The organism is Secundilactobacillus odoratitofui DSM 19909 = JCM 15043 (genome assembly GCF_001434895.1).
GTDB lineage: Bacteria > Bacillota > Bacilli > Lactobacillales > Lactobacillaceae > Secundilactobacillus > Secundilactobacillus odoratitofui.
This window is the reverse complement of record NZ_AZEE01000025.1, coordinates 46114-70662: the sequence shown is the minus strand read 5'-3', so window position 1 is coordinate 70662 and position 24549 is coordinate 46114. Positions and strand designations below refer to the sequence as shown.

22 protein-coding genes are annotated in these 24549 nt (G+C 44.2%); 16 read left to right on the top strand and 6 right to left on the bottom strand.

Annotated elements, in window-relative coordinates:
- On the bottom strand, window positions 1–2162 hold a 2162-nt coding region (locus FD04_RS12905), incomplete at its 3' end, for a hypothetical protein (RefSeq protein ID WP_056946735.1).
- Between FD04_RS12905 and FD04_RS12900 the strand changes: the two genes are divergently transcribed.
- From FD04_RS12900 to FD04_RS02540, 5 genes are all read left to right on the top strand, one after another.
- Complete coding sequence (locus FD04_RS12900) at window positions 2161–2934, top strand: LPXTG cell wall anchor domain-containing protein (RefSeq protein WP_275452928.1); 774 nt, start codon at window positions 2161–2163, stop codon at window positions 2932–2934. The genes FD04_RS12905 and FD04_RS12900 overlap by 2 nt on opposite strands.
- A 146-nt stretch (window positions 2935–3080) precedes the next feature.
- A complete protein-coding gene (locus FD04_RS02555; protein ID WP_056946732.1) occupies window positions 3081–3860 on the top strand; it encodes a hypothetical protein in 780 nt (259 codons plus the stop codon).
- Window positions 3861–3871: 11 nt separating this feature from the next.
- Complete coding sequence (locus FD04_RS02550) at window positions 3872–4774, top strand: hypothetical protein (protein WP_056946730.1); 903 nt, start codon at window positions 3872–3874, stop codon at window positions 4772–4774.
- A gap of 257 nt (window positions 4775–5031) precedes the next feature.
- Window positions 5032–5334 carry a PIN domain-containing protein gene (locus FD04_RS02545; RefSeq protein ID WP_054702402.1) on the top strand — a complete coding sequence of 101 codons (303 nt, stop codon included), beginning with the start codon at window positions 5032–5034 and terminating at the stop codon, window positions 5332–5334.
- A 100-nt stretch (window positions 5335–5434) separates the two neighbouring features.
- Entirely contained in the window at window positions 5435–5809 is a 375-nt protein-coding gene (locus FD04_RS02540; protein ID WP_056946727.1) for a hypothetical protein, read from the top strand.
- 106 nt (window positions 5810–5915) lie between these two features.
- On the opposite strand, the gene FD04_RS02535 is transcribed toward FD04_RS02540, so the two are convergent.
- Complete coding sequence (locus FD04_RS02535; protein ID WP_056946724.1) at window positions 5916–6398, bottom strand: C39 family peptidase; 483 nt, start codon at window positions 6396–6398, stop codon at window positions 5916–5918.
- Window positions 6399–6664: 266 nt separating this feature from the next.
- On the opposite strand from FD04_RS02535, the gene FD04_RS02530 reads away from it, so the two are divergent.
- Window positions 6665–8290: a peptide ABC transporter substrate-binding protein gene (locus tag FD04_RS02530; protein ID WP_056946721.1), complete on the top strand. Its 1626-nt coding sequence runs from the start codon at window positions 6665–6667 to the stop codon at window positions 8288–8290.
- Between the two features lie 619 nt (window positions 8291–8909).
- On the opposite strand, the gene FD04_RS02525 is transcribed toward FD04_RS02530, so the two are convergent.
- The 3 genes from FD04_RS02525 to FD04_RS02515 form a co-directional block, all read right to left on the bottom strand.
- A complete protein-coding gene (locus FD04_RS02525) occupies window positions 8910–9863 on the bottom strand; it encodes an alpha/beta hydrolase (protein ID WP_054702407.1) in 954 nt (317 codons plus the stop codon).
- Between the two features lie 270 nt (window positions 9864–10133).
- Window positions 10134–11321, bottom strand: coding sequence for an acetate/propionate family kinase (locus tag FD04_RS02520; protein ID WP_056946718.1), 1188 nt, complete (start codon window positions 11319–11321; stop codon window positions 10134–10136).
- Between the two features lie 155 nt (window positions 11322–11476).
- Window positions 11477–12118, bottom strand: a complete 642-nt coding sequence (locus tag FD04_RS02515) for a histidine phosphatase family protein (RefSeq protein ID WP_056946716.1) — start codon at window positions 12116–12118, stop codon at window positions 11477–11479.
- Between the two features lie 122 nt (window positions 12119–12240).
- On the opposite strand from FD04_RS02515, the gene FD04_RS02510 reads away from it, so the two are divergent.
- The 10 genes from FD04_RS02510 (at window position 12241) to FD04_RS02465 (ending at window position 23414) form a co-directional block, all read left to right on the top strand.
- On the top strand, window positions 12241–13026 hold the full coding sequence (locus FD04_RS02510) for a carbon-nitrogen family hydrolase (protein WP_056946713.1): 786 nt from the start codon (window positions 12241–12243) through the stop codon (window positions 13024–13026).
- Window positions 13027–13151: 125 nt separating this feature from the next.
- A complete protein-coding gene (locus FD04_RS02505; RefSeq protein ID WP_054702414.1) occupies window positions 13152–13625 on the top strand; it encodes an S-ribosylhomocysteine lyase in 474 nt (157 codons plus the stop codon).
- 480 nt (window positions 13626–14105) lie between these two features.
- On the top strand, window positions 14106–15140 hold the full coding sequence (gene ptcA, locus FD04_RS02500) for a putrescine carbamoyltransferase (RefSeq protein ID WP_054702417.1): 1035 nt from the start codon (window positions 14106–14108) through the stop codon (window positions 15138–15140).
- Between the two features lie 44 nt (window positions 15141–15184).
- Window positions 15185–16591 carry an APC family permease gene (locus FD04_RS02495; RefSeq protein ID WP_054702420.1) on the top strand — a complete coding sequence of 469 codons (1407 nt, stop codon included), beginning with the start codon at window positions 15185–15187 and terminating at the stop codon, window positions 16589–16591.
- Window positions 16588–17685 carry an agmatine deiminase gene (gene aguA, locus FD04_RS02490; protein ID WP_056946710.1) on the top strand — a complete coding sequence of 366 codons (1098 nt, stop codon included), beginning with the start codon at window positions 16588–16590 and terminating at the stop codon, window positions 17683–17685. Before FD04_RS02495 ends, aguA (FD04_RS02490) begins: the two co-directional genes overlap by 4 nt.
- Before the next feature lie 170 nt (window positions 17686–17855).
- On the top strand, window positions 17856–18821 hold the full coding sequence (arcC, locus tag FD04_RS02485; protein ID WP_056946707.1) for a carbamate kinase: 966 nt from the start codon (window positions 17856–17858) through the stop codon (window positions 18819–18821).
- 195 nt (window positions 18822–19016) lie between these two features.
- Complete coding sequence (aguA, locus tag FD04_RS02480) at window positions 19017–20123, top strand: agmatine deiminase (protein ID WP_056946704.1); 1107 nt, start codon at window positions 19017–19019, stop codon at window positions 20121–20123.
- Window positions 20120–20929, top strand: a complete 810-nt coding sequence (locus tag FD04_RS02475; protein WP_056946701.1) for a MurR/RpiR family transcriptional regulator — start codon at window positions 20120–20122, stop codon at window positions 20927–20929. The genes aguA (FD04_RS02480) and FD04_RS02475 overlap by 4 nt, the downstream gene beginning before the upstream one ends.
- A 187-nt stretch (window positions 20930–21116) precedes the next feature.
- Window positions 21117–22430: a cation:dicarboxylate symporter family transporter gene (locus FD04_RS02470; RefSeq protein ID WP_056946698.1), complete on the top strand. Its 1314-nt coding sequence runs from the start codon at window positions 21117–21119 to the stop codon at window positions 22428–22430.
- Window positions 22431–22454: 24 nt separating this feature from the next.
- Window positions 22455–23414: a phosphoglycerate dehydrogenase gene (locus tag FD04_RS02465; protein WP_056946695.1), complete on the top strand. Its 960-nt coding sequence runs from the start codon at window positions 22455–22457 to the stop codon at window positions 23412–23414.
- 711 nt (window positions 23415–24125) lie between these two features.
- Here FD04_RS02465 and FD04_RS02460 read toward each other — a convergent pair.
- Complete coding sequence (locus FD04_RS02460) at window positions 24126–24326, bottom strand: cold-shock protein (protein WP_054702430.1); 201 nt, start codon at window positions 24324–24326, stop codon at window positions 24126–24128.
- Between the last annotated feature and the right edge of the window lie 223 nt (window positions 24327–24549).

The following is a 24549-nucleotide window of genomic DNA, read 5'->3' as shown; positions in this document are numbered from 1 at the left end:
AATTCAGGCTCAATCTCGGTTAGTGAGTCCGGCTCAACATCAGTAAGCGATTCGACGTCAACGTCGTTGAGTGATTCGGGTTCGATCTCGGTTAGTGAATCCGGCTCAACATCAGTAAGTGACTCAACATCAACGTCGTTGAGTGATTCAACCTCGACATCAACATCATTGAGTAATTCAGGTTCAATCTCTGTCAGTGAGTCTGGTTCGACGTTAGTAAGTGATTCAACTTCAGCATCATTGAGTGATTCGGATTCGATCTCCGTAAGTGAATCTGGTTCAACGTCAGTAAGTGATTCAACTTCAACATCCTTGAGTAATTCAGGCTCAATCTCGGTTAGTGAATCAGGCTCGACGTCGGTAAGTGATTCGACTTCAGCATCGTTGAGTGATTCGGGTTCAATCTCGGTTAGTGAATCTGGTTCAACATCGGTAAGTGACTCAACATCAACGTCGTTGAGTGATTCAACTTCGACATCAACATCCTTGAGTAATTCAGGCTCAATCTCTGTCAGTGAATCAGGCTCGACATCAGTAAATGACTCGACATCAACGTCGTTGAGTGATTCAACTTTGACATCAACATCCTTGAGTAATTCAGGCTCAATCTCGGTTAGTGAATCAGGCTCGACGTCAGTAAGTGATTCAACTTCAGCATCGTTGAGTGATTCGGGTTCAATCTCGATTAGTGAGTCTGGCTCGACGTCAGTAAGTGATTCGACTTCAGCATCGTTGAGTGATTCGGGTTCGATCTCGGTTAGTGAATCTGGTTCAACATCAGTAAGTGACTCAACATCAACGTCGTTGAGTGATTCAACTTCGACATCAACATCCTTGAGTAATTCAGGCTCAATCTCTGTCAGTGAGTCTGGCTCAACGTCAGTAAGTGATTCAACATCAACGTCGTTGAGTGATTCAACTTCGACATCAACATCCTTGAGTAATTCAGGCTCAATCTCGGTTAGTGAATCAGGCTCGACATCAGTAAGTGACTCGACATCAACGTCGTTGAGTGATTCAACTTCGACATCAACATCCTTAAGTAACTCAGGTTCTATCTCCGTAAGCGAATCAGGCTCAACGTCAGTAAGTGATTCAACATCAACGTCGTTGAGTGATTCAACTTCGACATCAACATCCTTAAGTAACTCAGGTTCTATCTCCGTAAGCGAATCAGGCTCAACGTCAGTAAGTGATTCAACATCAACGTCGTTGAGTGATTCAACTTCGACATCAACATCATTGAGTAACTCAGATTCAATCTCTGTTAGCGAATCCGGCTCAACCTCAGTGAGTGATTCGGGTTCAATCTCGGTTAGTGAGTCTGGCTCAACGTCAGTAAGTGACTCAACATCAGCATCATTGAGTAATTCGGGTTCGATCTCTGTCAGTGATTCCGGCTCGACGTCAGTGAGTGATTCAACATCAACGTCGTTGAGTGATTCAACTTCGACCTCAACGTCATTGAGTAACTCAGGTTCAATCTCTGTTAGTGAGTCTGGCTCAACCTCAGTGAGTGATTCAACCTCAACATCCTTGAGTAATTCAGGTTCGATCTCTGTCAGTGATTCAACCTCAACATCCTTGAGTAATTCAGGTTCGATCTCTGTCAGTGATTCCGGCTCGATGTCAGTGAGTGATTCAATATCAACGTCGTTGAGTGATTCAACTTCGACCTCAACATCATTGAGTAACTCAGGTTCAATCTTTGTTAGTGAGTCTGGCTCAACCTCAGTGAGTGATTCAACCTCGACCTCAACATCGTTGAGTGATTCGGGTTCAGTCTCTGTCAGTGAATCAGGCTCAACGTCAGTAAGTGACTCAACATCAACGTCGCTGAGTGATTCAACCTCGACATCAACATCATTGAGTAATTCAGGCTCAATCTCTGTTAGTGAGTCTGGCTCAACCTCAGTGAGTGATTCAACATCAACATCATTGAGTAATTCAGGTTCAATCTCTGTTAGTGAATCTGGTTCAACATCAGTAAGTGATTCAACCTCAACGTCGCTGATTGATTCAACGAGCACCTCAACTTCAGAAAGTGCTTCGAGAAGCTTGGTTGATGAAGTTTCGCAAAACGAATCAACGAGCACCTCAACTTCAGAAAGTGCTTCGAGGAGCTTGGTTGATGATATTTCACAAAGCAATTCAACGAGCATGTCAGTATCAGAGAGTGCATCGAGAAGTTTGACAGATGATATATCACGAAGCGGATCAACGAGTGTGTCAGTATCAGAGAGTGCATCGAGAAGTTTAATTGATGATATTTCTCAGAGCGATTCAACGAGCACATCGGTTTCGGAAAGCGCATCAAGAAGTCTGGTAGACGAAATTTCTCAGAGTACTTCAACTGGAATCTCGTTATCAGAAAGTAATTCTGAAAGTCAAACTGGGTCTCAATCACAGAGCGGATCAAGTTCTGCAAGTGAGAGTACTTCCGCTAGCGTATCTACAACAGCCAGCACTTCAAGTGACGACAGTACAACTACGAGTGAATCTCAAACCGATTCAACATCGTACAGTACTTCAGACGATGGCAGTACGACCACGAGTGAATCTAGTGCTGACAGTACGACCACGAGCGAATCAGATGGTGATTTGACGACCACCAGTGAATCAGATGCTGATAGTACTATCACGAGCGATTCAGATGCTGATAGCGTTTCGACTTCCTACAATAACCTAGTAAGTACTTCAGAAAACTATACTGATTTAAGTCATTCAACGAGCGAGTCATTGACTTCACTTGATCAGAGCACATCGTTAGTTTCTGCAGCTACTTCTGAGAATCAAGCTTCAACAGGTGAAAAATTACCACAAACCAATGAACAGGCTTCTTCAACTGCTGCTGCAACTGGACTAGCTGCACTTGGTTTAATGATTCTCAGATTCTTCGGTTTCCGTCGTAAGAAAGACGATCAGAACAAGTAATTGTTAAATTCTGTGATAAACAAAGAGGACCTACTTGTATGGTTAAGCCAGCAAGCAGGTCCTCTTTATTGTGAAGACGGAGAAATATCATCATTTTGCGGTATAATTTTAGATAGTCAAGTCATACAGAAGAGGGGCACGTTAACGTGAATTTAGAAGCCTTAAAACAACTGAATGAGATACCCATGCCACAAATTCCCAAAAAACGTTTTCCGGCTGAGATTGTTCTGAGTGAGTACATCACTTCGATGCAAGATGTGCAGCTAATTCAACGTCAACGACCTGATTTTTTAGAAGTTTCACACAAACTCGTTGAATCTGTCGCTAATTTTGGCCTTAAAACGGTTTTATTGACCGATTCACCTGACCAATTAGAAACGCCGAATTTATCGATTTGCACAGTGCCGATGTTTAAAGACTATCAGAACGTTACACTATACTTCCGTCGTTGGGAAATGGCGTTTCAGTTTTTAAAACAGCATCCTGAAATTAAAAAACTAGCTCTCGTAGATGTGGGGGATGTGACCATGTTGCGTTATCCATTTGACGAAATGGAACCTGGCAAACTGTATTTTGGTGATGAGCGCTCAGATTTATCGGTGTATATCATTCAAAAGAATATTGGTTCACCGGCAATGGCCGACTTTTTTGAAAAATATGAAACATTACAGCTGCTCAATCCTGGCGTAATTGCTGGTGATCGGCAAACTGTATTGGCTTACCTTGGTGCCGTTGTGGTTGAACTTAGTCAACGCGTGGCGGAGATTCAACTCACGGGTCAAGGACACGTCGGTTATTTGGAAATGGCACTGTTAAACTACGTTGCCTATCGTGACTTTGCGACTCAACTGGTTCACGGCAGGCAAGTAACATCTCGATTCTTATACCAGGAAAAAACGAGTACTGCCTGGTTCAAACACAAGTAGGAGGAAGGACCATGTTAACATCTGAAATAGTGACCATACTGACTGGTAAAACGTGGATCTACCAAGTGCTGAGTACCTCAAATTGGATTCAGGTTGGCATGGGTAGTGGCGGCGGGGCACTGATGTTGCGATTTTTGTCAACAGGTCAACTTAAAGTGCCCACTAACGTTCGGTTCATGCCTGAGTATTCACACTGGCAGTTCAATGAAACGACACAGTTAATTGAGTTATTGAACCAGAATGAAAAAGTCATCCTGAGTCTCAAAACGCCGGTACAAGAAAGAAACAAGACTTATTTACTTGGTGCTAATAATGAGCAGGCAAGGCTCGTTAATTTTGAATTAATTGAAGCAACCTTTGATTTAGCAAACGCGCCTCAACCGTTGGTGAGCGATGAAGTGCCACACTATGCTGCGGGTACTCAGTTGGTGATTCGTTTATCCGGTGAAGCCGAGCACGCTGGCATCGAGACCCTTAACATTCCGTTAACGGCTAGTGTCCAAACCATATTACTGACGCTGTATCGTTATTTACTCAAACATGATGAACTGAGTCAAGTTGCCATTTTAGGCGAGAAAGATCAGTTAACAAACTGGCCATTTGAAGTGCTGCCTGATGACCAACTCATGCTTTCTGATGGTGGCATCCCATATATTGCAACGTTAAATGATGGTACCAAAATCGAGGCATTATCCGTTGATGGTCGATTGATCATTGGCAATCGTACGATGCTTCTAGAACTTCTCAGTGACTGCTTACTGAGGTGTAACCAGGCCCAGATTACTGCAAATAAGGTTTTGTCTAATGCAAGTGTTGCCACAATCTTAAATCAAACGGTTTATCAAGATTTTGCGGGTCGGGCTGTGATTGGACAGCGGGTTCGAAAGTTATTAAAGTCGTCTGAAACGAAGTAAAGATAGCGTAAAACGTGTACCGACCCATCAAGCGGTACACGTTTTTTAATATCGAGAACTTAATAATAAATAAAAATTTCGAAGTTGCCCCGTAAACACTTGAACCGGATTATTATCATGGGGTATACTTCTTAGCAATGTGAGCTCGCACAGGAAGGTAGGGGATTCATATCGCAACCACGTTCATATTTCAGTTACCGGTCTATATTGATTGGCTAGATCAACATGATCAACGTCACGCGACAACTGGTCGTCAATTGGAAGTTGCTATTCATGAACTGCTGTTATCACAAAGTCCGTGGACTGATGAGTGGCAGACCGATGTACCGTACACAACGCGCCATGCTAAGGGCACGGCTAAGTTAGCTGCTGTAAGGGCTGACCATGAGCACCATCGCGCGGTGTTGACGATTCGTTATCAGCAACCGATGATGAGTGGTGATAACCGGCAACAACTGGCTGAAGTGGTGGCGGTGTTCCTAAGAACGGTGATGAATAGTTTTTGTCAGCACACAGTCTTTGGTATTCAAAATGCACGCTTAGCGTTACGTTTTGCGTAAAGTGTAATATTTAATTAAAGCTTATCATTTATTTAACATGAACGACTTTTTGTAATGCCATAATAATTAAGTAATCTAATTAGAGGGAAGTGATAATCGAATGTCTCTACCTGAATTGGCAGCCGACGAGATCGTGGCACAGTTATTTTTGCCCACGATTCAAGACGTCTTTACGGCACTAAACGTTAATCCGAGTGTGCTAGAGTACGACGTCGCCAGTCCTAGTGACTACCACAAAAAGGGGAATAACCCACCAAGTTATTCTAATGTGAGAAGTGTTAGAGAAGTGATTGAGGATGGTTATGATGAGTATGTGCAAGACTTGTATCAAGACGGTCAGACACAGCTTGATCATAGCGATGTGATTGCTAAGTTCCGTCAAAAAATTAACCATGATTTAAAACAATTTGTGGTGGTGAAAAACACCGGTCGCGCTTACCTTGCGGCTGATAGTGATACACCACTCAACATTTAAAAAATCACCTATGATCAGCACGCTACGCCTAGAAGAGCGAGTTGATCATAGGTGATTTTTAGTTTGTTTTACGATTTAAGACTTAAGGATGAGCTTTTAAATAGGTCTATAGTCCCACGGCACGATTCCCTTTATTAGCACGAATCGCTGCAAATTCTGTGTTAGTCAGCGTCTCAGTTTTTTCAGTCCAGCAGTCGTTGACGATGACGTGATCTGCATCATAGCCAATCAACGTGAGCGCATGAGTGTGAAACCCATCGAATTCACCAACCCAGATGACCACTGGGCGGTTTGCATCGAGTTCACGCTGAAGGTCTGTCAGGGTTGCGCCAGTTAGATCGGTCGCGTGACCGGCGTATTTTGAAATCAAGGCCAACAAGGCTGGTGGATAAATGCTATTGCCATTGTCGGTAAAAGGATCGCCGACAAATCCTTTATCACAGTCACTTGCATCGTACGGCATTTCTTTAGCGAGCTGGACTTTTGTGACATCTGCGCCAATGTACTTGAGCATCATCGTCACCGCGGTAATTTCACAACCGGTGGGTAATTCAGGTCGCTGGGCGATAAGGGGCACGTTTAATTGCATAATGAGCCTTCTTTCTCGAACGAAAACTCGCTCAGAATAATCTAATGATAGTTTAAAAAGATATCATAACTTTATTTTTATCAATTGATGTCATCATACGAAATAATTCCAAATAACGCAATACTCAGGCATTTTTATGATTAGCTGAAAGTAATTTCAGATGACAAAATTAAGTATTTATTAGAAAAAACGAGTATTCACTCATAAATATGTTAAAATATGATTAATGTGTTGTTACTTTGTGTGTGTTTAGGAGGATGTTTGTTATGAAGTTCACTCAGAAATGGGCGGTGACGTTTGGCATTGCCGGGTTAGCGGTTTTACTTGGCGCTTGTTCATCGAACAGTTCATCAAGTAAGTCGCAAAGCTTTACGATGCCAACTGATAGTGAGTTATCCACCATTGACTTGTCGAAGTCAACGGCGTTAGGGACGTTTGACATGTTGAATAATACCAACGAAGGCCTTTACCGTTTAGGGAAGAACAGTAAGCCTGAAACTGGACTGGCAACCAAGTTGACCCAGTCCGATAATGGTAAAAAGTACGTGATCGATATTCGACACAACACGAAGTGGAGCAATGGCGATACTGTTACCGCCAAGGATTTCGTTTATTCTTGGCAGCGGACAGTTAACCCGAAGACTGCTTCACAATATGCTTATTTATTCAGTGGTATTCAAAACGCCGATGCGATTTCAGCAGGTAAAAAAGCAGCCTCAACATTGGGCATCAAAGCAACCGGTAAGTACCAGTTAACTATCAACCTGGAACAACAAATTCCATACTTCAAGTTGCTCCTTGGGTTCCCTGTATTTTATCCACAAAATCAAAAAGTGGTTGATAAATACGGTAGCGGCTATGGGACTCGTAGTGACAAGATGGTCTACAACGGACCATTTAAGTTAACCAATTGGAATGGTACGGGGACCACTTGGACACTTAAGAAGAATAACAGTTATTGGGATAAAAAGGCGGTTAAACTAAGCAGCGTTCATTATCAAGTTGTGAAGGATAACCAGACGGCCTTGAACCAATACAACTCTAAGAAGTTGATTGGGGCGCCATTAACTGGTAACCAAGCCAAGAACTTATCGAAGAACAAAGACCTGATTTCACGGCCACAATCAAGCAGTTACTACTTGGCTTTGAACCAAAAGAAGGCCTTGTTTAAGAACTTGAAAATTCGAGAAGCCATCTCCATGGCCATTGATCGTCAACAAATTACCAAGCGTGTCTTGGGTGACGGCTCAATTGTCAACGGTAGCTTCGTATCTAAGGGATTAGCAACAAACCCTAAGACGAACAAAGACTTTACGTCAGACATCACGACGCCAGCTTCAATGAAGTATAACCCAACCCAAGCTAAGAAACTCTGGCAAGAAGGGTTGAAAGAAAATGGTATCACTAATCCAAACTTCACGATTTTAGCGGCCGATAGCGATGCTGGTAAGAAAGTGACCGAGTACCTCCAAAGTGATTTGGAAAAGAACCTGCCAGGTCTGAAGGTTTCGGTTTCAAACATTCCATTCCGTTCAGTGTTAGCTCGGCAAGCTTCACATAATTACGAAGTGACCTTTGCAAACTGGTTTGCTGATTTTGCCGATCCAATCACCTTCTTGAACATCTACACGAAGGGTAACCCAAGCAACATTTCCGGTTGGTCAAATAGTCAGTATGACCAATTGATCAAGGCATCATCAACTACGGATGCTAATAACGCTTCCAAGCGTTGGGATGACATGGTTCAGGCGCAAAACATCCTCTTGAAGGATCAAGGTATTACGCCACTGTATCAATCATCAGCGCCATGGCTGTTTAACCAAAACGTTAAAGACATTGTCTATAACTCAGCCGGTGCCAACTATAACTTTAAAGATGCTTATGTAAAATAGTGAGTTAATAAATAAAAGTGTCGGTCAAATTTCCCATTGTGGAAGTTTGGCTGACACTTTTTTGATGTGTATGAAAGTCATTACAAGTATATTGATGCGATGAAGTCCGCCTTCGGCCGCCAGCCAGTTGGTTTGACGGGTTGCTGTGGGACCGACTGCAACCGCTCCGCGTTTTCCGTCTCGTTTCAGAGCCTCAAAACCCGCGAGTCTCAGAAACGTCCAGTGCCACTTTGCGCGCAGCGCTTAGTGGCACTAGTCACTGCAACCCGTCAAACCAACTGGCTTCTGGCGCTACGGCTTACGTAGTGGTGAACAGTAGTAGTCGCTTACTTTTCGGTTGAAAGGTTACACCGCTGAATTATTATGACATTACGCGATTAAGCCGATTGTCCTTAATATCAAAGGTCCGATTCAATATAAGCCGTAGTGCTCCCGGTAAGGTGGGGACCTGCAGTGAAACGACTGGGCCACCAGTCGGGGACGAAGTTGAAACGTGCACGGGTTTTGGCACGGTTCAACTTCGAGGGTCGAGACCTGGGCTCGACCCGGCCCCACAGCAGGTCCCCACCTTACCGGGAGCCGAAGGCGCAATCGAGCACAAATAGATTATACCGTTGTGCTAATTCTCCCAAAGATACGCCGTTAATAACCGACGAACTTCGGCGTTATTCTCGTGCAGCATAAAGTGAGTCGCATCTTCACCACGAATTTCATGTTCTTCGTAACTTCGAACGCGAGATGCTAACAGATATTTAAGCGAACCAGCTGAAGCCGTTGAAACGGTTCCGTCTGAGTTATGCCCGTTACCGACGTTGCCGTACAGGTTCATGACCTGAGCTTGACGCGGAAACTGCCCGCGTTGTTGCAGTAACGTCCGGTATTCGGGGTGAATAATAGTCGGTTTGCCGGCACTATTGAGATGATTGAGATTTTCAGAATCATCCCATAACTTAAGAATTGCCTTTGGCGCTCGACCTTCCCAGCGATACCGTTTCCGGGTTAAAATTCCGTCGAAGGGACCAGCCAGCGTCACGAGCTTATTCAACTGAGGTTGATTAGCATCGTGACTGTAGTACTCTTCGTAGTAAACGGCTGCGTAGGCTCCCATGGAATGGCCGACTAAATTATAACTGGTGACACCATACTTAGTTTTGAGCGTGGTTAGGATTGTGCGTAACCAAGCGGCATCTTGAACCTCTCCGGCCACATTATTATCGAAACGGATGAGAATGATGGGGTTGTGCTTGTTTTTCAATGTCCCTTTAATGGCAAGTTTACCATTAGGTCGGACGTGGATAATCATGCCCCAACTAGCTTTACCGTTGTGCACGGCCTGCTTTGCCATGGGAATTTCGGACCGAAGCATCCCGCCAACCCCATGGACAAATAAAGTGGGGATATCTGATTTATTTGAAGTTGTTTTGATTTGGTTACTGGTTGCCGAGGTCATATTTCGGACTGCCGGCGCTTTAGTCGGTGTGGGCTGGCTTTTCAATTGATCATAGCCAAAACCTAAAATTGCGAGTAGGACCAGTAGTCCACCGAGCAACCAAGTTCGTTTACGGTTAAGCATGGGATAACTCCTTAAAATTCTTCACTAAACTTTAAGTATGATGATTATGGCTGATTAATTCAAGTGATTTAACCAAACAGTAAGGTTTGACATCAAATTGCAAGTTCTAGGATAATTGCTACACGATGAACTTGGGAGCGCACCGATAGAGGGAACACACATCAAAACCGAATATGTAGCAAAAACGAACCATTGCTTCTAAAAATTAGAAACAACGGTTCGTTAGGAGATAAATCGTCTCAAAGCATTTAAAAAGTGCGTTACATCAAATTATTTCGTCAAACGTTGCACATCACGTGCAATCATTAACTCTTCGTTAGTTGGAACGACCAAAACGTCCACTGGTGCACCATCTGGGCTAATCGTCCGTTCCTTGCCACGAACTTGGTTCTTTTCGGTATCGATTTGAATGCCGAAGTAGCTGAGTTGATCAGCAATCTTTTGACGCATAGCGATGCCATTCTCACCAGAACCAGCAGTGAAGACTAGTGCGTCTAAGCCGTTGAGTTCAGCAACGTAAGTGCCGATGTAGCGAACGACTCGGTTAGCAAACATGTCTAACGCTAACTTGGCCTTTGGATTTGTCTCTTCAGCATCTTCCAAATCCCGTTGGTCAGGGGATAACTCAGAGATGCCAAGTAAGCCAGATTTATGATTCAAAATGTCAGTGATTTCTTGCATACTGATGTTGAGTTTCTCGGCCAAGAAGGTGACCAAAGACGCATCAATGTCACCAGAACGAGTCCCCATCATCACACCAGCTAACGGCGTAAAGCCCATTGATGTATCGATGACTTTACCGTGGTCAAAGGCTGAAATTGAAGAACCAGAACCTAAGTGCAGAGTGATCAGCTTAAGGTCTGCCAATGGTTTACCCAATAATTCAGCGGTACGGTTGGCCACGTATCGGTGACTTGTACCGTGAGCGCCGTATTTACGCGCACCGTATTTTTCGTAATATTCGTATGGGATTGGGTAAAGTGCGTTGATTTTTGGCATGTTGGTATAAAGGGATGTGTCAAAAACAGCGACCTGCTTGGCGTTTGGTAGTAATTGCTGGAAAATTTCGATGTACTGGGCTTCGATTGGGTTATGGAGCGGTGCATACTGTGCTAATGAGTGAATCTGCTTCAACGTTTCATCAGTCACAACGGCTGAATCAGAGAAAATCTCCCCACCAGCCACGACCCGGTGACCGATACCAGTGATTTCGTGTAAGTGTTTAACGATGCCGGCTTCTTTTAAGTGAGAAAGCACCATGGCGGCCGCTAAACGATAATCGATATTATCTTGCGTGACCTGATATTTATCACCATCTGGTCGTTTAACGGTAAATATCGACCCAGGTAAATTCAGGCGGTCCACTAGGCCACTGGCGATCACGGATTCATCCGGCATCGAGAATAGCTTCCACTTGAGTGTTGAACTGCCTGCGTTAATTGCTAATGTTTTTGTCATGGTATTTTCCACCTCGTTATAATCTGTAGCACTAAGTACAGTCTAACGAAGAATGTAACCGTTTTCAATGATTAGCACAAAAAAGATTCGACCACCACGGACGAATCCTGATTTATCAACATTCTAGATTGAAAATTGATTACAATTCACAACAATTATTGATTATAAGTTTCAAAGACAGCCTGGTCTTCATAAATCGTTAACTCGCTAATACCACCGTTTTTAGGGTAGTTATCATTGGTGTCGACACCGAGGTAGTCGGCAATAGTCCGAATTAGCGTACCATGACTAACCAACAAGACGGTTTCGCCTGGCTGGCAGTGCTCACGTAACGTCTGAAACCCAGCTTTGACTCGCGCCATGACTTCGTCGTAATCTTCAGCCGTATGTGACGGATCAGCAGCTTTCATCGCTTTTCGTGTCTCGGCAAGACCGCCTAGTTCGATTAGATCCTCTTGGCTATGCTTGCCATATGGTGCCGCGATACCAGACCAAATGTCGGTTGAGTTCAAGCCCTCAAAAAAGCCGAAGTTAACTTCACGGAATTCTGGTAATACCCGCGTTTCAGTGGGGGTCTGCTGTAGGGCGTTGAGGATAATATCACGCGTATCAACTGCCCGACCGAGGTCAGATGAAAAAGCTCGATCAAACGGGATACCCGCTAATTTTTCAGCAGCTTGTTCAGCTTGTTGAATACCATCTTCAGATAAATCGGAGTCGATCCAACCTTGCATACGGTCAAAACCATTTAGCATAGTACTGCCATGACGGACGAGATAAACGGTGAATGGATTCATGGGGAATAACCTCTTTCATTTTCATTTTAAACCCTATTGTGCTTGAAAATTGGTGTAAAAGCAAATGGTACTTTACAACTCAAAAAACGAGACTATACTTGTGAATAAACGGAGGTAACACGATGAAACTAACCATTGCGATTGCACAAATGAAGATTAGCTTTGGCCAACCTGCAGAGAACTTTTCGAGAATTGAATCGTTCGTCGCCAAAGCGGCACAAGCGAATGCCGATATCATCGTTTTTCCTGAGATGTGGAACACCGGCTATGATTTGACTCGGTTAAACGATATTGCGGATGTTAATGGCGAACAGACGAAGCACGTTCTGTCCGCACTTTCTAAGAAGTACCACTTGATGATTCATGGTGGTTCAGTGGCCACGCAACGCGACCAACAATTTTATAACACGACGTACGTGACGGATGAAGCCGGCCAACTGATTTGTAACTACGACAAAGTGCACTTGTTTGGTTTAATGCGCGAAGATGATTTTCTCGCGGCTGGTGATCAGAAGAGTCGCTTTGAAGTCAAGGGCGTGCCCGCAACCAGCGTGATTTGTTACGATATTCGTTTTCCAGAGTGGTTAAGGACGTTAAGTTTGACGGACAGTCGCATTATTTTTGTGCCGGCCGAATGGCCAAGCCCAAGAATTGCACAGTGGCGTAAATTACTTGCAGCCCGCGCAATCGAAAACCAAAGCTTTGTGGTGGCGGTTAACCGGGTCGGCAGTGATCCTGACAATCACTTTGGTGGCAATTCAGTGGTGATCGATCCACTTGGCAACGAAGTGTTACGCCTAGATAGTCGTGAAGAACTTCAGACGGTTACCATCGATACGGATGAAACGGATCACGTTCGTGGGTTTATGCCCGTCTTTGAAGACCGACGACCAGAATTGTACGAATAAGACGGGTGTTTCAGACTGTTTTATGACGAGACAGTGCATGGATTGGACCGGGTCGCAGTACTTGCGAGAAATTCCGGTCGCTACTATACTGATGTCGTATTGAGATTATTTCAAGGAGGAAGTTCATGGCTAAAGTAGAAAGTTTTGAATTAGATCATACAAAAGTAAAGGCACCTTACGTTCGCTTGATTACTGTCGAGAAGGGGCCTAGTGGTGACGCCATTTCCAACTTTGATTTACGATTGGTTCAGCCAAACGAAAATGCCATTCCAACGGCAGGACTTCATACAATCGAACACCTGTTGGCAGGGCTGTTACGTGACCGAATGGACGGCATTATTGACTGCTCACCATTTGGCTGCCGGACTGGCTTTCACTTGATTGCCTGGGGCGAACCAAGTACGACTGAGGTTGCCAAGGCTTTGAAGAGTTCCCTCGAACAAATTGCCAATGATATCAAGTGGGAAGATGTTCCCGGCACTGATATCTATAGCTGCGGTAATTATCGCGACCATTCATTATTCTCCGCTAAAGAATGGTCTAAGAAGATTTTGAGTGAAGGTATTTCAGACCAACCATTTGAACGCCATGTGATTTAGCAACCTTTAATAGAAGCAATCTGGATTCCCCGTACGACGGTGACGTTGTGCGGGGAATTTTTGTGTCCGCTAATCACATCGCCATGGTGGTTTTGTGCGAGTGAGACAAGGCCTTTCACATTTTAGTCAGCGTTACTTAATCGTGGTAAATCAACAACATGAAACAAATCGGCATGGATTTTGCCGCTAATCTCTCATTTGGATGAGATGAATAAAGATTGCAAACAATTAGATATTATACATATGCATGTTAGTTCAAGTTAAAGAAGCTTTTAAACCGGAAAGATAAAGGCTTCACATTAATCATGTAAGCGACACCACAATGGTAGCAAGACGATGAAACATGTTACACGATATGAAACACGTGACACCCCGTGAAAAGCCCGTTCAAACAGCATGAAAACGCTTTTATTATTTTTCGATACCCGGTATGATGCATATGTAAACAAATGAACAAACAAAACTAAAGGAGTTTTTACTATGACAAAACGTGATTTCATCGATACTAATACTTATTCACAAAGCGAAATTCAATACATGATTGATTTAGGCATTAAGATCAAGGAATCAATCAAGAATGGTTACTACCCACCACTATTGAAGAACAAGACGTTGGGTATGATTTTTGAACAAAGCTCAACTCGTACCCGTACTTCAGCCGAAGCTGCAATGACTGAACTTGGTGGTCACGCACAATACCTTGCACCAGGCCAAATCCAATTAGGTGGTCACGAAACCATTGAAGATACATCACAGGTTCTTGGTCGGATTCTTGACATCATCGGTGCCCGGGTTGATCGTCATCACACCGTTGCTGAAGTTGGTAAGTTCGCTAAGGTGCCAGTTGTTAACTTTATGAGTGATTACAACCACCCAACCCAAGAACTTGGTGACATCATCACCATGACTGAACACTTACCAAAGGGCAAGAAGTTAAGTGATTGCAAGATCGTCTTTGTCGGCGACGCTACTCAAGTTTGTGTCTCAACCATGTTTATGACAACTAAGATGGGCATGGACTTCGTACAATTTGGCCCTAAGGACTTCCAGATGAAGGATGACGTTGTCAAGATTGGTAAGGAAAATGCCAAGAAGTATGGTGGCAGTGTTACCTTGACTGAAGACGAAGATGAAGCCATGAAGGATGCCGACTTTATCTACACCGACGTATGGTATGGCTTGTACGACGCTGAAATGGGTAAGGACGAACGGATGAGCATCTTCTATCCTAAGTATCAAGTTGATGCCAAGATGGTTGCTAAGGCTTCTGATCACGTTCGCTTCATGCACTGCTTACCTGCAACTCGTGGTGAAGAAGTTACCGATGAAGTGCTTGATTCAGATTACTCAATCGTTTGGGACGAAGCTGAAAACCGTAAGACGGCGATGCGTGCAATCTTCGTTTACTTGCTGAACCCAGAATTGAAGTATGCTTCAAAGGCCGTTGCTGAAAAGTACGACGCAGAATTTGAACTCATGCTAAGAAACGCAGTTGATACACGTAACGAAAAATAATTAAACCGATTACGTGTTGTACGCAATAGATGGGAGATAGCGTCATGGAAAACGGGAAACCAAAGAAAAAATTTAGATTATTTGACGCCGTGCTCATGTCCGTGGTTGTTATCATGGTTGTGGAATCGGTGGCACCGGCTGCAGCGATTGGGACCTCTCAATTCTTCTGGTGGGGCTTCTTACTAGTCCTCTTCTTCTTACCATATGGACTGATTTCATCAGAATTAGGAACGACCTACGTTGGTGAAGGTGGCCTGTATGACTGGGTCAAACAAGCATTTGGCGCTCGTTGGGGCGGGCGGTTAGCTTGGCTGTATTGGATCAATTACCCAATTTGGATGTCAAGTTTGGCCGTGTTGTTCCAGCAAGTGCTGGGCACCATTGCCGGCTGGAAGATGAACACCGCTACCAGCATGATCATTCAGTTGATTTTCGTTTGGGTCGTTGTGATCTTAGGGAATCAACCAGTGTCAGAATCAAAGTGGATCATGAACTTAGCAGCCTTTGCGAAGATCTTTACAATCGTTGCCCTAGCCGTTCTTGGTATTTACGTTGCCATGACGAAGGGTGTCGCTAATGACTTTTCACCAAAGAACTTGTTGCCTCAAATGAACGTTGGTTCATTAAGCAACCTGTCAGTCATCATCTTTAACTTCTTAGGCTTTGAAGTTGTGGCTACAATGGCCGATGATATGGACAAACCTAAGAAACAGATTCCACAAGCCATCATCTATGGTGGTCTCTTGATTGCGATCCTTTACCTGGTATCAGCTTTTGGGATGAGTGTCGCCGTGCCAACCGACAAGCTTTCAGCTTCAAGTGGGTTACTCGACAGCTTCATTCTCTTAATTGGTAACATGAACTGGTTCGTTATTTTAATCGGTATTTTCTTCCTCTACATTTTGGCTTCTGAAATGGTGTCATGGGCACTTGGTATCAACTACGTGGCGGACTACGCTGCTAAGGACCACGTGCTACCTAACATCTTCGGTGCTGAAAACAAGAAGGGGATGCCAGTTGGTACAGGTTACTTAAATGGGATAGTTGCATCAATTCTTGTGGTTGCTGCACCATTCATTCCTAACCAAGACATTTTCTGGGCCTTCTTCTCACTGAACGTGGTGGCATTACTCTTGTCATACACGATGATGTTCCCAGCCTTCCTGAAGTTGCGTAAATCAGATCCTGATACAGAACGACCATTCAAGGTGCCTGGTGGACCAGTTATGATTCAACTCATGACTTGGGTACCAGAAATTCTCTTGATTGCCACCGTTGTCTTCACTGCGGTACCATTAAATGGTAGTTCCGAAGAAATTTCAGGTAAAATGCCAATCCTAATTGGAACGATCGTGACACTTATTATTGGTGAAATCGTCGTTCGTTATGCCGAACACAAAAACAAAGTTAAAACCCAAAACACTCAATCAAAGGAGAGTTCATTATCATGACTAAAACTTTAGATAGCACCCCTAAAAAAGATGGTTTCAGAATGCCCGGTGAATTCGAACCTCACAAAGGCGTTTATATCTTATGGCCACAACGTCCAGATAACTGGCGTAACGGTGGGAAGCCTGCTCAAAAGACTTTCGTGAAGGTTGCTGAAGCCATTTCCGAATTCGAGCATGTGACCGTTGGTGTTAACGATGATCAATACGCTAACGCACGGACCATGTTACCTGATAACGTTGAAGTCGTTGAAATTTCAAATGATGATTCTTGGATTCGTGACTGTGGCGCTACTTTTGTTAAGAACGACAAGGGTGACTTGCGCGCGGTTGACTGGACCTTTAACGCATGGGGCGGCTTAGAAGATGGTCTTTACTTCCCATGGGACAAGGACGACCGGGTTGCTCAAAAGATGGCAGAACAAGAACACACTGACCGTTATCGTTTAGACGACTTTGTGCTTGAAGGTGGTTCAATTCACGTTGATGGTGAAGGGACTTTGATTACGACTGAAGAATGCTTGTTATCAAAGGGTCGTAACCCACAATTATCACGTGAACAAATCGAAGAAGTGCTCAAACAACACTTGAACCTTGAAAAGGTGATTTGGTTAAAGAACGGGATTTATCTCGACGAAACCAACGGTCACGTGGATAACATTGCTAACTTCGTTAAGCCAGGTGTCGTTGCCTTAGCTTGGACGGATGATAAGTCTGATCCACAATACAAGATCTCAAAAGAAAACTTAGAAATCTTGGAAAATGCTACTGATGCTAAGGGTCGTAAGCTTAAAGTTGTTAAGTTGTACGTGCCAAAGCCAGTAACGATCACTAAGGAAGAAAGTGAAGGGGTTGACGCTGTCGACGGGACCTTACCACGGACTGAAGGCGAACGTTTAGCCGCTAGCTATGTTAACTACTACACTGCTAATGGCGGTATCGTCTTCCCAACCTTTGGCGATCCTAACGATGAAAAGGCTAAGGAAACGTTGGCTGAATTATACCCAGACCGTAAAATCGTCGGTGTACCAGCCCGCGAAATTCTCCTTGGCGGCGGTAACATTCACTGCATTACCCAACAAGTACCAGAAAACTAGCGTATAGAACCAAGCGCTTTAAGACTAGCGTGTAAGGGGTTCACGGTATTATCCCCGAACTTGGGATAGAACCGTGGACCCCTTATACATAAGTGCGAGTTTCTTGATGCACGATTTGATTAAAAATAAGACTTCAGAAAAATTGAATTTAACTTCAGGAGGAAATAACCATGGCAAAACGACGCGTTGTCGTTGCCCTAGGTGGCAACGCCATCCTTTCAAAGGATGCTTCAGCACAAGCACAACAAGAAGCACTGCGACAAACCGCAAAGTATTTAGTTCAATTTGTGAAACAAGGAGACGAATTGGTAGTTTCACATGGTAATGGGCCACAAGTTGGGAACTTGTTATTACAACAAGCTGCTGGTAGTACCGAAACTAATCCAGCCATGCCAATTGATACCGCCGTTTCAATGACCCAAGGCAGCATCGGCTACTGGTTACAAAACGCGTTACGCGAAGAACTCGTTAACGCCGGTTTAACCCAGTCTGTCGCAACGGTGGTTACTCAGGTGGAAGTCAGTGAAACTGACCACGCTTTTGAAGACCCAAGCAAGCCAATCGGACCATTTTACACCCGTGAAGTTGCTGAACAGCAACACGTTGAGCACCCCGATTATCGGTACGTTGAAGATGCTGGCCGTGGCTACCGTCGCGTTGTGCCATCACCTAAACCAGTGAACGTGGTGGAAGCTGACGTGGTTGAAAACTTAGTCGATAACGGCATCATTCCAGTTTCAGTTGGTGGTGGCGGTGTGCCAGTTGTTCGGGTCGGCAATCGCCTTGAGGGCCGCGAAGCTGTCATCGATAAGGATTTTGCCTCAGAAAAATTGGCTGAACAAATCAATGCCGATACGTTGATTATCTTAACGGCCGTGGATCACGTGTTTGTTAACTTCAACAAGCCAGACCAGAAGTCCTTGACTAAGGTCACGGTTCCTGAATTAAAGCAGTACATTGAAGAGGGACAGTTTGCTAAGGGCAGCATGTTACCAAAAGTTCAGGCTGCGATTGATTTTGTTGAGCATACTGATCATGGTCAAACAGTGATTACGTCACTTGAAAATATTGGTGAGTTTTTAGCAAGCGGCGAAGGCACCATTATTTCAAAAGTTGCTGAGAATGCCACAAAATAGTCGTTAACAGGTATTTTCAGAGTACTTCAGTGTCAAAATAATCCGCGTGATTGATAGTCAATCATACGGATTATTGTTATATCTATGAAAAAATAGTAACAATTACTGGATAACTATGCGTATAATAGCATTGCAGAAAATGCTGATCAGTGACCGTCAAGGTGCGTGTAATTTAATCAGAAAGGAAGAGATTTTATGAAGCTAACAACCTTACCAGTCGAAGATGGCTTCAGATTACCCGCAGCCTTTGAAGAAAATCAAGCGGGGTATATGATTTGGCCACAACGGCCTGATAATTGGCGTGATGGCGGAAAACCGGCTCAATATGCGTTCGCCAAATTGGCTACGTTACTTGCCGAACACGAACCGATTACGATGCTCGTTAATGAGGACCAGTATCAAAATGCACGGTCAATGTTACCGGATAAAGTTAGAGTGATCGAAATGAGCAGTAATGATGCCTTTATCAAGGATACCGGCCCATTTTACTTAATTAATAAACAGGGTTCGGTTAGAATTGCTGATTTTAACTTTAACGCTTGGGGTGGCTTGTTGGACGGTCTGTATTTTCCGTGGGACAAGGATAATGAACTGACCGAAAAAATAGCCGGCTTAAATCGACTTGATTATTATCATCATGATCGCGTGTTAGAGGGTTGCTCAGTCACGACTGATGGCGAGGGGACCATTTTGACGACTGAAGACGTGATCTTATCGGAGGGGCGTAATGCTAATGCCTCTAAAGAAGAGGCAGAACAGGTCTTTCACGATTACTTTGGCGCAGAAAAAGTTATTTGGCTGCCTGAGGGCTTTTTCTTAGACGAAACCGGTGGTGACATTGATAACATGGTCAGCTTGGTTAGACCGGGAGAACTGGTTTTATCATGGACGGATGACCAGACTGATCCGATGTATGGCATTTGTCGGCGAGCGCTTGAAGTGTTAGAGCACGCCACGGATGCACGAGGGCGACACTTCAAAGTGCATCAGTTGCAATTGCCAGCCCAATTACTCCTCACCGAAGAGGAGGCGAACGGTGTTGATCCAATCAACGGGATGTTGCCCCGAACTGCTAATCAGCGGTTAACGGCGACGTACGTCAATTACATTACGACGGATCACATCATCGTGATGCCTAAATTTGACGACCCGCAAGATTCAGTTGCACATCAGCAGTTAGCTGAGCTTTACCCAGATCGAGAAATAATTGATTTTCCGGCCCGTGAGATTTTAACCGGTGGCGGGGGCTTGCACACAATCTTACTGAGTGTGCCAGGTCAACAGACAGGAGGCGTTCGATGAACTTTTTTGAGATTGTTAATCCCCATCTCAGTTCATTAACAAACAACGAACAAGCACTTTTCGACTATGTCGTAAAAAATATGAATCAAATTAAGAATCAAAGTATTCGGGAGGTAGCGGGGGAGACGTTCGTGTCCACCGCCACCTTCTTGCGGTTTGTTAAGAAAATTGGTTTTGCTGGTTTTAGTGAGTTTACAACGGTGTTGAAATACACGCTGTTAAACGACGACCAGGACACTGAAAGTGACATGCCCTTTACGGTTTCTCAAACGGATTACCGTGAAGAGTACTTGAAGAACATCACTGAGTCTGTTCGAGTTGTGCCCACCAGCAAATTGCATGAAATTACAAAATTACTGTCAGCCCATCCCAAAATTTACTTTTTTGCTAAGGGTGTCAGTAAGCACGCCACGGATTACATTTACTATCTATTTATCATGGCAGGTTTTCAGGTGGAATTTCCGCGTGAACATTCGTATCGGAGCGTTGTCCGCGGTCAAGTGCAACCTGACGACTTAGTTTTTATCATGACCTATGACGGTATGGACAGCGAGTTTTTAGAAATGATGAATCAGATGCTCAGACAGACAACGCGACCGTTTTTGATTTCGATTACGGAACCGGATAACAACACCATTCAAAATCTGAGTGACATTAATTTATACATTTTCTCCGATGCTGTCCGAGTTAATGGCACTGATATTAGTTCGCGAATCTCGACGATAGCCTTAATGGAACTGATTTTATACCAATACATTGAGGATTATGGCGGTCGTGATTTCAACTTTGTTAAACGCAATGAGTAAGGGTTAATGATCCCGCACACCACTTGTAATTACTGGTGTTATTGTCAAGTGGTCTCCGGTACGGTAGCGTTGTTTCGGCTACTTCATCAATCGATATAATGAGTGTACTTAAGTTAAAGTTAAGGTCCTGCAGGTAACGTACTAAACGTTGATTGTCACGTTTGTACATACTGAAAGGATCTTTTTTATGCAAAAAAGCAAGTCACGATTCCGAATCTCGCAAAGTTGGCAAATTATGATTGGCCTTGCGCTGGGATTGATTCTAGGCGTTATTTTTTATCAAAATACCACGGCCATTACGGCCATGCAAAATATTGGAACCATGTTTATCGATCTGATTCAAATGATCGTGCTGCCAATTGTAGTGTCGTGTTTGACAGTCGGAATAGCCGGCATGGGTGATGTTCGCAAGTTAGGACGAGTTGGGGTTAAAACACTGGTCTACTTTGAGATCATTACTACAATTGCGATTGTTTTAGGACTCATTTTAGCAAATGTGTTTCACGTCGGTGACCTCGTTAACATTCATTCACTGAAGGCAACTAGCATCAGTCAATATGTTTCAAGTGCCAAAAGTTATAGTAAAGACGGCGGCTTTTGGGGCCTATTGATGGACATCATTCCGACTAATATTTTTAGCTCGTTAAGTGAAGGCAATATGATGCCAATCATCTTTTTCTGTGTGATGTTTGGGCTTGGTGTAGCTTCTCTTGGTGAAAAAGGACAGGTCATTATTGATTTGTTAAATGCAGTTTCACAGGCCATGTTTAAAGTCACAAACTGGGTCATGAAAATTGCGCCAATTGGTGTTTGTGCATTAATTGGGGCCACCATTGCACAGATGGGTTTATCGGCTTTAGCGCCATTAGGTTACTTTATTGTACTCTGTTACGCTGCGTTCTTCTTGTTTGTCTTTGGTGTTCTTGGGCTAACAGCGCGTTTATTCGGAGTTCACTTCTTCCAGTTGATGCGCGTTTTGAAGGAAGAAATCGTGTTAGCTTTTTCAACATCGAGTTCAGAAACTGTCTTACCAAAACTGATGGATAAAATGGAACACTATGGCGTTAATCGATCGTTCGTTTCGTTCGTTATTCCAACTGGTTATTCCTTCAACTTGGACGGCGCTGCCATATATGAATCGATTGCGGCACTGTTCCTTGCTCAAGCGTACAATATCCACTTGAGTTTGGCGCAACAGCTCTCACTTGTAATCGTATTAATGCTGACGTCCAAGGGGACCGCTGGTGTTACCGGTGCTTGTTTTGTGGTCTTGCTTGCCACCATGTCAACCATTGGCGTACCGACTTCAGGACTGGCCTTCATTGCGGGGATTGACCGGGTCGTTGATATGGGTCGAACATGCGTGAACGTCTTTGGTAATTCGCTAGCTTCCGTGGTCGTCTCAAAATCAGAAGGGGCCTTTGATCAAGCACAAGCTGATCGTTACGCTGATTCGTTGAGTGGCCATCGAAACGTCAAGACGGTTACTGCGGCAGAATAGTTGCGTAAAGAAGGAGCGTGCAAGATGAAACCTAAAGTATTGATGCCTAAAGTGGCGGCTGAGTTGACCGATAACTACCTTGCTAAAAAGGGTTATGACGTGGTGACGGTGGATAATCCTGGTGAAACGGAATTACTCACGGTGGCGCCAGATGCTGCTGCGGTGATGATGATCAGTAAGAAACTCTCTAACCAAATTTATGAGCAGATGCCAAACCTAAAAGTACTGGCTCGACGTGGCGTTGGTTACGATAACATTGATGTGAATGCGGCAGCAGAACACGGTGTGTGGGTGACTAATACACCAGGCGCGAACGCCCGTAGTGTCGCTGAAGCGGCGTTGATGGATATGATGATGTTGGCCCGTCAATTCCGAGCGGTTGATCAACGGACCCGTCAAGGTGACTGGGCGGGTGCGTACCAGTTAATGGGGCATGACCTCAGTGGGGCCACTGTTGGTATCATCGGCTTCGGCCATGTGGGTCAGGCCTTAGCTCAACTGCTGACCAGTTTCGGTGTTCGGACGCTGATTAATGCGCGTCAGCCCGTTGAAACAACGCTTGGTACCTTTGTTGACCGAGAGACGTTGCTTCGTGAAGCTGATTTTGTTTCAATCAACGTTGCGGCTAACGCTGAGACGTTTCGTAGTATTGATGAAACAGCGTTTAAGTTAATGAAACCCACGGCCTTTCTCGTTAATTTAGCCCGCGGTGCAATTGTTGACGAATCGGCCATGATTCACGCGCTCTCTACGGGTGAGATTGCGGGGGCTGCGTTGGATGTGTTTGAAGTCGAACCATTGCCACAAAATAGCCCATTGTACCGTCTTGATAATGTGATTTTAACGCCCCATGTGGGTGCCAACACGGTTGAGGCCAACCGAGAGATGGCGATGACGGCCGCTAAAATGATTGATCTAGTATTGACTGGTCAAACGCCAACCTATGCGGTTAACCAGCCTAAAATGGCATCGCAGACGAGTTAATGATTGAAATGAATTTACAATAGCAGGGCGATTATCGATTTACTGATAATCGCCCTGCTATTGTACTTGGTCAATTTAAAACGAGTGAATTCCGCCTCCGGCCGCCAGCCAGTTTTGGGGACGGGTAGCTGTGGGACCGACTTCAACCGCTTCGCGTTTTCCGTCTCGCTTCTGAGCCTCGAAAACCACGAGTCTCATAAACGTCCAGTACCACTAAGCGCTGCGCGCAAAGTGGTACTAGTCACTGCTACCCGTCCCCAAAACTGGCTTCTGGTACTGCGGCTTATAGGGTGGTCAATGTTTATTTTTATTATGGTTTTGGCTCTTACACGTAACTTTGAAAATAATTCTTGGTGAACAGACTCAGATTGATAAAAAAGAAAAACTTGCCGTAATTGTCCCATTAACATTAGTAACGAGAACGGAGGGTAACGCGTTTTTGCCGTTGCAGTGACAAGCTCGAGTTAGCGGTTTACCGCTTACTCGAACTGGACGTTTGTGAGACTTTGGGTTGTGAAGGCTCACAAACGAGGTGGAAGACACGTGGTTTTCGTGGCTGGAACCGGTCCCACAGCAACGGCAAAAGCGCGTTACCTGGAGTGACAGTGGCAGCTATAAGATTACTTTGGTGAGAGTGAATTACCAAAATTTAAGACACAAAAAACCACCATTTCCGAAGAAATGATGGTTTCTTTAAACGCTTAAATTGAATTAAGCAACAGTAACGTTAGCAGCTTGTGGGCCGCGGTCGCCGTCTTCAACGTCCAAAGTTACTTTTTGGCCTTCTTCAAGCGTCTTGTAACCTTCAGCATTGATTGCTGAGAAGTGTACGAAAACGTCTGAACCGTTTTCCAATGTAATAAAACCAAAACCTTTGTCACCGTTGAACCATTTAACAGTACCTTGTTCCATAAGAATGAAACCTCCGAGCGCATAGCGCAATATATTTGTGTATCTGAAACTTTTGAAATAGGGAAGTCATTCTTACGAACGTCGTACCAAAATTTCGAAGTATTAAATACATTAGTTAACAGCTTACCAGTTGTTCGACCGAATAGCAACTAATTCTTTTCAACACTCACGGTGATTTTGGCAACGAAGTGCATGAGATGGCTTCTATTCCCTAGTTAATTCT